The sequence below is a fragment of the Pseudoalteromonas sp. GB56 genome (genome assembly GCF_054923835.1).
Window position 1 is genome coordinate 207,501 of record NZ_JBPCHK010000001.1, and the last position, 12,265, is coordinate 219,765.

17 protein-coding genes, 1 rRNA gene and 2 pseudogenes (1 of these 20 running past the window's edge) are annotated in these 12,265 nt (G+C 44.6%); all 20 read right to left on the reverse strand.

What is annotated here, in order from left to right; translation table 11 throughout:
• A 16S ribosomal RNA gene (locus ACH19P_RS00980) occupies positions 1–113 on the reverse strand; it reaches 1,420 nt to the left of the window's first position.
• A gap of 650 nt (positions 114–763) precedes the next feature.
• Entirely contained in the window at positions 764–1,165 is a 402-nt protein-coding gene (rplQ, locus tag ACH19P_RS00985; RefSeq protein ID WP_105200316.1) for a 50S ribosomal protein L17, read from the reverse strand.
• A 40-nt stretch (positions 1,166–1,205) separates the two neighbouring features.
• On the reverse strand, positions 1,206–2,192 hold the full coding sequence (locus ACH19P_RS00990; protein ID WP_462156687.1) for a DNA-directed RNA polymerase subunit alpha: 987 nt from the start codon (positions 2,190–2,192) through the stop codon (positions 1,206–1,208).
• A 24-nt stretch (positions 2,193–2,216) separates the two neighbouring features.
• A pseudogene (gene rpsD / locus ACH19P_RS00995) lies at positions 2,217–2,839 on the reverse strand (30S ribosomal protein S4).
• A gap of 21 nt (positions 2,840–2,860) precedes the next feature.
• Positions 2,861–3,247 carry a 30S ribosomal protein S11 gene (gene rpsK / locus ACH19P_RS01000; protein WP_022943956.1) on the reverse strand — a complete coding sequence of 129 codons (387 nt, stop codon included), beginning with the start codon at positions 3,245–3,247 and terminating at the stop codon, positions 2,861–2,863.
• A gap of 13 nt (positions 3,248–3,260) precedes the next feature.
• Positions 3,261–3,617: a 30S ribosomal protein S13 gene (rpsM, locus tag ACH19P_RS01005; RefSeq protein ID WP_105189430.1), complete on the reverse strand. Its 357-nt coding sequence runs from the start codon at positions 3,615–3,617 to the stop codon at positions 3,261–3,263.
• A 127-nt stretch (positions 3,618–3,744) separates the two neighbouring features.
• Entirely contained in the window at positions 3,745–3,858 is a 114-nt protein-coding gene (gene rpmJ / locus ACH19P_RS01010; RefSeq protein WP_002959476.1) for a 50S ribosomal protein L36, read from the reverse strand.
• 22 nt (positions 3,859–3,880) lie between these two features.
• Positions 3,881–5,209 carry a preprotein translocase subunit SecY gene (secY, locus tag ACH19P_RS01015; RefSeq protein WP_462156688.1) on the reverse strand — a complete coding sequence of 443 codons (1,329 nt, stop codon included), beginning with the start codon at positions 5,207–5,209 and terminating at the stop codon, positions 3,881–3,883.
• An 11-nt stretch (positions 5,210–5,220) separates the two neighbouring features.
• Positions 5,221–5,655, reverse strand: a complete 435-nt coding sequence (rplO, locus tag ACH19P_RS01020; RefSeq protein WP_347391980.1) for a 50S ribosomal protein L15 — start codon at positions 5,653–5,655, stop codon at positions 5,221–5,223.
• Between the two features lie 4 nt (positions 5,656–5,659).
• A complete protein-coding gene (gene rpmD / locus ACH19P_RS01025) occupies positions 5,660–5,839 on the reverse strand; it encodes a 50S ribosomal protein L30 (protein WP_105189433.1) in 180 nt (59 codons plus the stop codon).
• A gap of 6 nt (positions 5,840–5,845) precedes the next feature.
• Positions 5,846–6,352: a 30S ribosomal protein S5 gene (gene rpsE / locus ACH19P_RS01030; protein ID WP_105189434.1), complete on the reverse strand. Its 507-nt coding sequence runs from the start codon at positions 6,350–6,352 to the stop codon at positions 5,846–5,848.
• A 9-nt stretch (positions 6,353–6,361) separates the two neighbouring features.
• Positions 6,362–6,715, reverse strand: coding sequence for a 50S ribosomal protein L18 (gene rplR / locus ACH19P_RS01035; RefSeq protein WP_347391979.1), 354 nt, complete (start codon positions 6,713–6,715; stop codon positions 6,362–6,364).
• Positions 6,716–6,724: 9 nt separating this feature from the next.
• The gene (gene rplF, locus ACH19P_RS01040; protein WP_462156689.1) at positions 6,725–7,258 is read right to left on the reverse strand and encodes a 50S ribosomal protein L6; all 534 of its coding nucleotides are present in this window, start codon (positions 7,256–7,258) and stop codon (positions 6,725–6,727) included.
• A 12-nt stretch (positions 7,259–7,270) separates the two neighbouring features.
• Positions 7,271–7,663, reverse strand: a complete 393-nt coding sequence (gene rpsH / locus ACH19P_RS01045; protein WP_462156690.1) for a 30S ribosomal protein S8 — start codon at positions 7,661–7,663, stop codon at positions 7,271–7,273.
• A gap of 21 nt (positions 7,664–7,684) precedes the next feature.
• Positions 7,685–7,990, reverse strand: coding sequence for a 30S ribosomal protein S14 (gene rpsN, locus ACH19P_RS01050; RefSeq protein WP_347391978.1), 306 nt, complete (start codon positions 7,988–7,990; stop codon positions 7,685–7,687).
• 10 nt (positions 7,991–8,000) lie between these two features.
• Complete coding sequence (rplE, locus tag ACH19P_RS01055; RefSeq protein WP_462156691.1) at positions 8,001–8,540, reverse strand: 50S ribosomal protein L5; 540 nt, start codon at positions 8,538–8,540, stop codon at positions 8,001–8,003.
• A gap of 15 nt (positions 8,541–8,555) precedes the next feature.
• Positions 8,556–8,870 carry a 50S ribosomal protein L24 gene (rplX, locus tag ACH19P_RS01060; RefSeq protein WP_347391977.1) on the reverse strand — a complete coding sequence of 105 codons (315 nt, stop codon included), beginning with the start codon at positions 8,868–8,870 and terminating at the stop codon, positions 8,556–8,558.
• A gap of 10 nt (positions 8,871–8,880) precedes the next feature.
• Positions 8,881–9,249 carry a 50S ribosomal protein L14 gene (gene rplN, locus ACH19P_RS01065; protein ID WP_105189441.1) on the reverse strand — a complete coding sequence of 123 codons (369 nt, stop codon included), beginning with the start codon at positions 9,247–9,249 and terminating at the stop codon, positions 8,881–8,883.
• Between the two features lie 330 nt (positions 9,250–9,579).
• Positions 9,580–11,521, reverse strand: a pseudogene (locus tag ACH19P_RS01070) (AsmA family protein).
• A 113-nt stretch (positions 11,522–11,634) separates the two neighbouring features.
• Positions 11,635–12,195, reverse strand: coding sequence for an acyloxyacyl hydrolase (locus tag ACH19P_RS01075; protein ID WP_462156692.1), 561 nt, complete (start codon positions 12,193–12,195; stop codon positions 11,635–11,637).
• Positions 12,196–12,265 lie beyond the last annotated feature (70 nt).

Sequence of the window (12,265 nt, forward strand, 5' to 3'; positions counted from 1 at the left end):
CACCCGTCCGCCGCTCGTCATCTTCTAGCAAGCTAGAAATGTTACCGCTCGACTTGCATGTGTTAGGCCTGCCGCCAGCGTTCAATCTGAGCCATGATCAAACTCTTCAATTAAAAGTTTTTTGAATCCGAAGATTCGGCGCTCATTGAATTCTGATTTTGATTCTTTCGAATCGAATTGACTGTGCTGAAACAAGTAAACTTGTTTCCGTTGGTCACTCAGTTCAATTGAGACTCTAAATTTGTTTGCGTCATCTAGCGAACTAGAATCTGCTGTTAGAACTCAACCTGTACGAGTGCCCACACAGATGATTGCTTCATATTTTTAAAGAACGTTTCGAGACTCTTTCGCGTCTCGAGGGCTGTGCATTCTACTCAACCCTGATTTGTTGTCAACACTTAATTTTGAGAATCTTTAAAGTTTTTCAAAACCCAGTTTTACTTGACTCAACCAACTCGTCGTATCGCTTGTTTGTAAGCAGTCCGCCGTGTCGGTGGATGCGCATTATAGGGAGATTCGATTTTGACGCAACCCCTTTTTTAAAGAAAATTGCTAAAAATGGATCGTTTGCACAAAAATAAAACGAAAACCGCTCTAATTAACAGTTAACGATCTAATTTAGATCTAAATTGTTACATTTAAACTGTGAAACTAGTAGGAAAGGAATACTTATATAGATGTATATATAGATGTGAGATGTTTTATTTTGGCCATATAAAGAAAAAGCCGAGCATAAGCTCGGCTTTTTGTGTCTTTTTAAGACTTACTCTGCAGACTGCGCGTCTTCTTGAACTTCTTCAGTCGCAACTGGGCGATCTACTAGTTCAATGTAAGCCATTGGTGCGTTGTCGCCAGCACGGAAACCACACTTCAAAATACGAGTGTAGCCACCAGGACGGCTTTCGTAGCGAGGACCAATCTCGCTGAACAACTTACCAACAACTTCTTTATCACGCGTGCGAGCAAACGCTAAACGGCGGTTTGCAACGCTATCAGTCTTAGCCAGTGTGATTAAAGGTTCAATTACACGGCGCAACTCTTTCGCTTTAGGCAATGTTGTTTTGATGATTTCGTGCTTCACCAAAGAACCAGCCATATTGCTGAACATCGCTTTGCGATGGCTGCTGTTACGGTTTAATTGACGACCACTCTTACGATGGCGCATGACCCTATCCTTCTAACTAAACTAAATATAGTGATTTAGATTACTCAGCTAAGCTTGCTGGCGGCCAGTTTTCTAGGCGCATGCCTAGAGAAAGACCACGTGATGCAAGCACGTCTTTGATCTCAGTTAGAGACTTCTTACCTAAGTTAGGTGTTTTAAGAAGCTCAACTTCGGTACGCTGTACTAAATCACCGATATATTGAATTTGCTCGGCTTTCAAGCAGTTTGCTGAACGAACTGTTAGCTCAGAATCATCAACTGGACGAAGCAGAATAGGATCGAATTCTGGCTTCTCTTCTTTCTCTTCTGGCTCAGAAACATCACGTAAATCTACGAATGCTTCTAATTGCTCAGCAAGAATAGTCGACGCACGGCGGATCGCTTCTTCAGGATCTAAAGTGCCGTTCGTTTCCATATCAATGATTAACTTGTCTAAGTCAGTACGTTGTTCAACACGTGCTGATTCAACCGAGTACGCAATACGCTCAACCGGACTGAATGATGCATCAAGCAACAGACGGCCGATTGGACGCTCATCGTCTTCAGAGGATACGCGGCTAGACGCTGGTACATAACCACGACCACGCTCAACACGAATACGCATGCTGATCTCGCTGTTATTTGTCGTTAAGTGACAAATTACGTGATCAGGGTTAGCGATTGTTACGTCGCCATCGTGCTGAATATCTGCCGCAGTCACAGGGCCTACACCAGATTTAGTCAGGGTCAGAAAAACTTCATCTTTGCCTTCAATGTTTACTGCCAATCCTTTCAGATTAAGCAAGATTTCAATGATGTCTTCTTGTACGCCTTCTTTCGCGCTGTACTCATGTAAAACGCCATCAATTTCTACCTCAGTAACTGCACATCCAGGCATAGATGACAACAGAATACGACGTAGTGCGTTTCCTAGAGTGTGACCAAAACCACGCTCGAGCGGCTCAAGAACCACTTTTGAACGAGTCGGGTTGATAGCGTCGATATCGACTAACCTTGGTTTTAGGAATTCGGTTACAGAACCCTGCATTTTATCCTCTCTTAACTCTTAACTTTACTTCGAGTAAAGTTCGACGATTAGTTGTTCGTTAATGTCCGCAGACAGAATCAGAACGCTCAGGTAGGCGCTTGAAAGTACCTTCCATTTTCTTACCGTCAACTTCAACCCAAGTTGGCTTTTCACGTTGCTCAGCCAATTCTAGAGCTGCTACGATACGCGCTTGTTTCTTAGACTTCTCACGGATTTCTACCTGATCTTTCAGGAGAAACGTTGAAAGAAGGAATGTTAACAACACGACCATTAACCATAATCGCTTTGTGGCTTACTAGCTGACGTGCTTCAGCACGTGTGCTTGCAAAACCCATGCGATATACAACATTGTCTAGACGTTGCTCTAGAAGCTGAAGTAGGTTTTCACCTGTATTGCCTTTAAGGCGAGCAGCTTCTTTGTAGTAGTTACGGAATTGCTTCTCAAGGATGCCGTACATACGACGAACCTTTTGCTTTTCACGTAGCTGTAGACCGTAGTCAGATAGACGACCCTTACGAGCGCCGTGCTGACCTGGTGCAGTCTCAAGTTTACACTTAGAGTCGATAGCTCGTACGCCGCTCTTAAGGAACAGGTCAGTACCTTCACGACGACTTAGCTTGAGCTTAGGGCCCAAATATCTTGCCATGTTCTTTCTCCTAACCTATTGTTATACGCGACGTTTCTTCGGTGGACGACAACCATTGTGTGGAATTGGCGTCACGTCAGTGATGTTGGTAATACGGAAACCAGCAGCGTTCAATGCACGTACAGCAGACTCACGGCCTGGACCTGGACCTTTAATGAAAACTTCTAGGTTCTTTAAACCGTATTCTTGAGCAGCAGTACCTGCACGCTCTGCAGCTACCTGAGCAGCGAACGGAGTAGATTTACGTGAACCACGGAAACCTGAACCACCTGCTGTTGCCCATGAAAGTGCATTACCTTGACGGTCTGTAATAGTAACAATAGTGTTGTTGAAAGAAGCATGGACGTGAGCCATACCATCAGCAACTTGCTTTTTTACCTTCTTACGACGAATTGGTGCTTTAGCCATAACTTACCCCACCTTATTTCTTGATAGGCTTGCGAGGACCCTTACGAGTACGCGCGTTAGTCTTAGTACGCTGACCACGTAGTGGAAGCGAACGACGGTGACGTAAGCCACGGAAGCAACCAAGGTCCATAAGACGCTTGATGTTCAAAGTAACTTCACGACGAAGATCACCTTCTACAGTGTACTTGCCAACTTCTTCACGAAGTACGTCAAGTGTTTCGTCTGAAAGTTCACCGATTTTTGTGGTTTCGGCGATACCAGTCGCAGCTAAGATCGCCTTAGCGCGAGTTTTACCTACACCATAGATGCTTGTTAAACCAATAACTGCATGCTTATGGTCAGGAACGTTAATGCCAGCTATACGGGCCACTAACACATCTCCTATTTTAAGTTTGGTAATCATCTTCTTGAAAAGCCCGTAAGGATACTCAAGCGATAACCAAACTATAATGAAAAACACAGGCCGAGTAGGATACTCAGCCTGCATGACTGTTTAATTAGCCTTGCCTTTGCTTGTGCTTAGGCTCACTGCAGATCACACGTACTACACCAGCACGTTTGATTACTTTGCAGTTACGGCAGATTTTCTTAACGGAAGCACGTACTTTCATTACTCAACTCCGTAAACCGACCTTATCGGCCATAGCCTTTAAGGTTTGCTTTTTTCAGCACAGAATCATACTGATGAGACATCAGATGGGTCTGTACTTGTGCCATAAAGTCCATGATCACAACAACGATAATCAAAATTGATGTACCGCCGAAGTAGAATGGCGTTTGCCATGCCATGGTCATAAACTCGGGCACCAGACAGATAAAGGTAATATACAATGCACCTGCCAATGTCAGGCGTGTCATCACTTTATCAATGTATTTCGATGTCTGCTCACCTGGACGAATACCTGGGATAAATGCACCAGATTTTTTCAGGTTATCTGCTGTTTCACGTGGGTTAAACACCAACGCTGTGTAGAAAAAGCAGAAAAAGATAATAGCTGCAGCCAAGACCATCGCATACAGCGGCTGACCTGGAGTCAACGCTGTCGAAATAGCTTGTAACACATCAGCTAACGGACCTTCACCCTGGCCGAACCAGCTTGCAATTGTACCAGGGAACAGAATGATACTACTAGCAAAGATTGGTGGAATAACCCCAGCCATATTAACTTTTAACGGCAAGTGTGTGCTTTGAGCAGCATATACTTGACGACCTTGCTGGCGCTTCGCGTAGTTAACAACGATACGACGTTGACCACGTTCAAAGAATACCACCAAGTAAGTTACGGCAAATACGATTACCGCAATCAATACCAGTACCAAAATGTTCAATTCACCTTGGCGCGCCATTTCGGCTGTCGAACCAATAGCAGACGGCAGGTTAGCTACGATACCAACAAAAATCAGCACTGAGATACCGTTACCGATACCACGTTCTGTAATTTGTTCGCCCAACCACATGAGGAACATACAGCCGGTTACTAAGCTCACTACAGCAGTGAAATAGAAACCAAAGCCAGGGTTAACAACTAACCCTTCCATCATGTTCGGTAAGCCAGTGGCAATACCGATTGATTGGAATGTAGCAAGCACGAGCGTACCGTAGCGCGTGTACTGGCTAATTTTCTTACGCCCTTGCTCACCCTCTTTCTTAAGCTCTATCATCGCAGGATGTATGTGCGTTAATAGTTGCATAATAATCGAGGCCGAGATGTAAGGCATAATACCCAGTGCTAGCACTGAAGCACGCTCAAGCGCACCACCGCTGAACATGTTGAACATTTCAACAATGGTGCCCTTTTGTTGCTCGAAGAATTCGGCAAGTACAGCGGCGTCAATCCCAGGGATCGGCACGAATGAACCTAGACGGTAAATGATGATAGCACCGAGAACAAATAGTAAACGACGCTTCAATTCCGCAAGCCCGCTTTGTGCACTTTGCATATCGTGACCTGGTTTAGCCATAAAGTACTTCCTTACTCTTCTACCTTGCCTCCGGCAGCTTCAATCGCTTCAAGAGCACCTTTAGTCACTTTAAGACCTTTAACGGTAACTGCGCGAGAAACTTCACCAGATTTTACTACTTTTACGAACTGGACGTTCTTTTTAATCAGACCAGCTGCTTGTAACGCGTTCAAATCTACCACATCGCCTTCAACTTTAGCGATTTCGAATAGATTTACTTCAGCAGACGCAAGCGACTTACGTGAAGTAAAACCAAACTTAGGTAGACGACGTTGCATAGGCATTTGACCGCCTTCAAAACCAACGCGTACTTTACCGCCTGAACGTGATTTCTGACCTTTGTGACCACGGCCACCAGTTTTACCTAGACCAGAACCAATACCACGACCAAGACGTTTCTTAGGTGTTTTAGAACCCGCAGCAGGAGAAAGTGTATTCAAGTTCATCGAATTACCCCTCAACCTTAACCATGTAAGAAACTTGGTTGATCATACCACGTACTGAAGGCGTATCTTCTAGCTCTACAGTGTGGTTGATGCGACGTAAACCAAGGCCACGTAATGTAGCTTTATGCTTCGGTAAACGACCGATAGAGCTACGTACTTGAGTTACTTTTACTGTGTTTGCCATGGTGTCTTACCCCAAAATCTCATCAACGCTAAGACCACGTTTCGCAGCCACTGCTTCTGGAGATTTCATGTTCTCAAGAGCAGCGATTGTTGCGCGAACAACGTTGATCGGGTTAGTCGAACCGTAAGCCTTTGATAATACGTTCTGTACACCAGCTACTTCTAGTACTGCACGCATCGCACCACCGGCGATGATACCTGTACCTTCAGATGCAGGCTGCATGTACACTTTAGAACCAGCGTGACGACCCTTGATAGGGTGCTGAAGTGTATTACCTTTAAGGTCTACGTTGATCATGTTACGACGTGCTTTTTCCATTGCTTTTTGAATAGCAGCAGGAACTTCACGTGCTTTACCATAACCAAAACCTACTTTACCTGCGCCGTCACCAACTACTGTTAGTGCAGTGAAGCTAAAGATACGACCACCTTTAACCACTTTAGACACACGGTTTACCGCGATTAGCTTTTCAGCCAAATCAGGCTGTTGTTGCTTTGCTTCTACGTTAGCCATTGTCTACTCCTAGAATTGCAAACCGGCTTCACGCGCTGCATCAGCAAGCGCCTTCACACGGCCGTGATATTTAAAGCCACTGCGGTCAAAAGCGATACTTTCGTTAACGCCTTTTTCAGCCGCACGTTCAGCAACTGCTTTACCCACTGCTTGTGCAGCTTCGATGTTGCCTGTGCCTTTAACTGTTTCAGCAATTGCTTTTTCAACAGTAGAAGCAGCAGCCAGTACACTACCTTCTGCGCTAATAACTTGAGCGTAGATGTGACGTGGCGTGCGGTGGATAACAAGGCGGATTTTGCCTTGTTCAATAAAATTTCTACGAGTGCGTTTAGCACGACGTAGACGAGCTGTTTTCTTATCCATCGTCTTACCTTACTTCTTCTTAGCCTCTTTACGACGCACGTGTTCGTCAGCATAACGTACACCTTTACCTTTATAAGGCTCTGGCTCACGGTATGAACGAATGTTCGCAGCAGTTTGACCAACTAGCTGCTTATCTGCGCCCTTAACAACGATCTCAGTCTGACTAGGAGCTTCAATAGTGACGCCCGCTGGGATCTCGAAGTTTACTGGGTGTGAGAAGCCTAGAGTTAAATCTAGAACATTACCTTTTACCGCAGCACGGTAACCAACACCAACAAGTTGTAGCTTCTTCTCGTAACCGTCGTTTACACCAACAATCATGTTGTTGATAAGTGCACGAGCAGTACCAGCTTGAGCCCAAGCGTTAGCAACGCCTTCAACTGGGTTCGTTTTGATTACGTTCTCTTCGATTGAAACTTCAACAGCCTCGTGGATAGTACGGCTTAGTTCGCCGTTCTTACCCTTAACTGAGATCTCCTGGCCTTTTAGCGTAACTTCTACACCGGCAGGAACATTAATAGGTGCCTTTGCTATACGCGACATAGTCCCCTCCGATTACGCTACAAAGCCAATGATTTCACCGCCAACGCCAGCACTACGTGCAGCACGGTCAGTCATTAGGCCTTTAGAAGTTGATACGATAGCGATACCTAGACCACCCATTACCTTTGGTAATTCGTCACGTTTCTTATAGATACGTAGACCTGGGCGGCTAACACGCTGGATGTTTTCGATTACAGCTTTGCCTTCGAAGTACTTAAGTTCGATAGCAAGCTCAGGCTTAGCACCTTCAGTTACAGAGTAACCAGATACATAACCTTCGTCAGTTAGCACTTTAGCAACTGCTATTTTCAGCTTTGAAGATGGCATTGAAACAGAAACCTTCTTCGCAGTCTGGCCGTTACGGATACGTGTGAACAAATCCGCAATAGGATCTTGCAAGCTCATTGTCTTACTCCCGTGATTCTATTACCAAGAAGCCTTTTTAAGGCCAGGAACTTCACCGCGCATAGCTGCTTCGCGTAGTTTGATACGGCTAAGGCCGAACTTACGAAGGAAACCATGTGGGCGGCCCGTGATGTTACAACGATTACGTTGACGTGCAGGGCTTGAATCACGCGGAAGACTCTGAAGCTTCAGAACCGCGTCCCAACGCTCTTCATCTGATGTATTAACATCGCTGATGATAGCTTTAAGTGCCGCACGCTTTTCAGCGTACTGTGCTACTAATTTAGTGCGCTTTGCTTCGCGCGCTTTCATTGAATTCTTTGCCATAACCCTACCCTTATTTCTTGAATGGGAAGTTAAACGCTTCTAACAACGCACGGCCTTCATCATTCGTTTTCGCAGAAGTAGTGATTGTGATATCCATACCGCGAACGCGGTCTACTTTATCATAATCAATTTCTGGGAAGATGATTTGCTCACGTACGCCCATGCTGTAGTTACCGCGACCGTCAAAAGACTTAGCGCTTACACCACGGAAATCGCGAATACGCGGGATAGCGATTGAAACCAAACGCTCAAAAAAGTCCCACATACGCTCGCCACGTAGGGTTACTTTACAACCAATTGGGTAACCTTCACGAATCTTAAAGCCTGCAACTGACTTGCGAGCTTTAGTGATTAGAGGCTTCTGACCAGAGATTGCTTCTAGGTCCGCAACAGCGTTTTCTAGAATTTTCTTGTCAGCTAGGGCTTCGCCCACACCCATGTTTAATGTGATCTTTTCGATCTGAGGGACTTGCATGACAGAGCTATAACCAAACTTCTCTTGAAGTTCTGCTACTACTTTGTCTTTGTATACTTCATGCAGTTTCGCCATCTTCTACTCCAACTATTAGATAGTTTTACCAGTAGATTTGAAGATACGCACTTTCTTGCCATCTTCAAACTTGAAACCCACACGATCTGCTTTACCCGTTTCCGAGTTGTAGATCGCAACGTTTGATACGTCGATAGACGCTTCTTTCTCAACAATACCGCCAGGCTGGTTCAACTGAGGAACAGGCTTTTGGTGCTTCTTGATAAGGTTTACGCCTTCAACAAATACTCGACCAGTTTCAGTTACAACTGAAAGCACTTTACCGCGCTTACCTTTGTCTTTACCGGCTAGTACGATTACTTCGTCATCACGACGGATTTTTGCTGCCATGATCGACTCCTTATAGTACTTCTGGTGCTAGTGAAACGATCTTCATGAACTTTTCAGTACGAAGTTCACGAGTCACAGGGCCGAAGATACGAGTTCCGATTGGCTGTAGGTTATCGTTAAGGATAACTGCAGCATTGCTATCGAAACGGATCAAAGAACCGTCTGGACGACGAACGCCTTTTTTGGTACGCACAACTACTGCGTTTTTAACATCACCTTTCTTCACTTTACCGCGAGGAATAGCTTCTTTAACAGAAACCTTAATGATGTCACCAACCGATGCGTAACGACGGTGTGAGCCGCCAAGGACTTTAATACACTGCACTTTGCGAGCGCCGCTGTTATCAGCAACGTCCAGCTGAGTTTGCATTTGGATCATTTTAGATGCTCCGGTGTAGTTTCAACTCGCCATAATTTGTATAAAAATTAAGGCATTAAATATCTTTTCCGCTCAATTATCAGGCAATTTTTATGTCACATGACGTCTGAGGGCGGGCAATTGTATCAGTAATGACGAGCAAAAGGTAGGCTAATTTTTAATTAATTTGAGAGCCAACAGGCTGTATGTACTTACATATTTACCTAGTGAACCGACCTAGTCTTAATCTGTGTTTGCAGCCAATGTGCTGAAAGTTACTACTGCTCAATTGGTTATAAAACAAACAGGGCGCTCAATGCGCCCTGCTCTTAACCGTTTATATGGGGTCAATTAACCACCAAACAAGCCTTTCAATTTATCTTTTACCTTATCTTTTACTTTTTCTTTAGCTTCTTCTTTCGCTGCTTCGCTGACATCCAGACTGATACCCACATCGTGGAATGGCCCTTTTATACGCATAGGAATCTTGAACCCAGTACTTTCATCTGCCGTGCCCTGACCTTCAATTGAGCTCACAATGCCCGTGACCAAGCGGTAATTCACATTAGTCGCTGGTAGGTCTACTGTGCCGCCGCCAGATACGCGAATAAGTGGGCTCTTAAGAGATAAGTCAGAGTTAGTGCCTACGCCTTTGTCGAACGTCATGGTTCCCGTTAACTCGGTGAAGTCCGTTTTTTGCGACTCGTCGTAGCCTGTGTTTAGACCTTCAGTTAACGCACCAGTATTGCCTGAAAGCAGTTCTTTTGCTTTGCGGACCAATTCGGCGACATTGGCACCTTTAATTGCACCATCCGCAAAGTTGAAGCCCAATGTCCCCGCCAACGCATTCACAAAGTCTTTTTGACTTTGACCTTGAGTACTGAGCTGCCATTGCATAGACCCTTTACCCATTAGCTTGTCGAATTTAACCGCATCCGTTAGCAGTGGTTCCGCATCAATGCCTTTAAGCTCGAAGCCAGTGGTAATTTTGTAGGGAGTTTGCTTAGCATTAAGCGTGACTTTGCCTAGGCCTTGACCTTCATACGCGACAAATTTGTCCATGCTCAAGTTCAACAACGCATTTTGCAGTTTAACCGTGAATTGGTTTTCTCCTAATTGGATGTCTCGCGCTTTCAAGCCACTTGAGCGCACGACAACATTCGCATCAAGGCTATTAAGTGCAGCTAAATCAAGCTTCGTGTCATCCCACACAATAGGCTGCGCTTCGCCTTGCTCAGCCTCAGGTGCTTGAGTTGGCGCCTCGACAGGCTCTGGTAAATATGGATTTAAATCTAACATACCCAAGTCAACATTCGCCGAGACCGATAGACGCTCACCTAAATTCAGCGTACTTGAACCTTCGATCGCTAACGCATCAAGCTTGGCAGTGAGCTTAGATACAGTGAACGTTTGTCCTTTAAACTGCATAGAGCCATCAAGGCTAAATGCATTGAATGCTTCATCTTTTGCTTCAAGAGTGACGCCCTGCCATTTAGCAATGTCTTTAACCGAGTCGCCATCTACATGAAGTTCACCGGTAATATTCCCGCCTTGCTCAGCAATTTGCCCCTTAAAATCGAGATTAAGCAGCTTTGACTCAACACGATTTTCAACTGAGAAAGTACGACCTTCAATTGCTTTGACCGGGTTATCAACTATCACGTCCAAATCAAAACGTTGATCCATGTAAGTAATGCCACCTTTAAGCTCTAACGGTTTACGTAACGATTTAAGTAAGACAGCTAAATCAAGAATCGGTGATTTGTTGTTGAGCACCCGTTTGACCGTCCAGATATGTGAACTGACCACCATAGATAGCCACTTCACCCAGCTCGATGTCAAAGTTTTCAGGTAAGGTGATTTGCCCTGCGCTTTTTTGTTGCTCTGTTGGCTGTTCAGCTACGTTGTCAAATAATTGCCAGTTACCTTTACCTTGCTTGTCTGTTTCCAACAAAATGTTTGGCTCACGGATCACAAACTTATTCAGTTTGATTTCTCCAGAAAATACGGTGCTCCATGGAATATGAATATCGAGCTGCTTCATCGTTGCCATATTGTCACGGGAGCCACTGTCCATGTTAGAGAAGCTAACATCGTTAAGCTCTAGTCGTAGGGATGGAAATATGGCCAAGTCTTTATCACCGGCGATAGTGAGGGTACGCCCAGTCGTTTTTTCGACTTGCTCTGAAACCTTAGAGAATATCGCATCCACAGGGATGAAAAATGGAATTGCAATCAACAAACCGATAATCACAATTAGAATAACACCAAATACCTTAGCAAGGGTTTTCATGTTTAACCTCGTTCCTTTTAAGACAACATAGCGAGTAGCTTAACCGATCGGTTAGTGTCCTGTCATTGTAGTAAATCTTAATGAATATATGATGATAGTCGTATGTATCTCCGTTACCAACGATAGCCAATTTGTAATCCAAGACCATCTACTCCGGGATTGGGTGGTGCTAGGCCACCATTGGAAGTGTGTTGATAACGTAGGCTTGTGAAAACATCACTGCCGACAATAAAGTAGGTATAATTCAAGCTCGACATAAAATGCCAGCGGCTGCCTACATAGTGAGCATAATAATAGTTACCATCAATGTAAGTTGGGGAAAATTCAAAGGTAAAGCGAGTGTCGTCACCTGCAAACAACTGCCAGTAAGCCCCAGCTGAGAAATAGAAGACATCTTCAAAGTCATTCCAACTGTATTTTTTGTCTAGTCCATTGAATTCACCGAACGTAAAGACAAAGCCGTCTGCCCAATCAAAAGAAGACGACGTATCGATGCTGTATGAAAGAGCCGTGATACGATCATCGTCATTGGCGCCTAATGTGTACCCTGCATAAAGCGCAATTTCATCTGCAATTGCTCGTGAACTTATTATTGAGCCAAGTAAGACAAACAGGAATAAAAAAGTTGTTATGAGTGTTTTCATCGACGCAGGTTTCATTACAGCGGTAGGCATAAGGCTTCTTAACATCCTGTATTGAAGTAGTTATTCTGTGAACAAGCATAGCTTAGTTGCTAGTTACAAG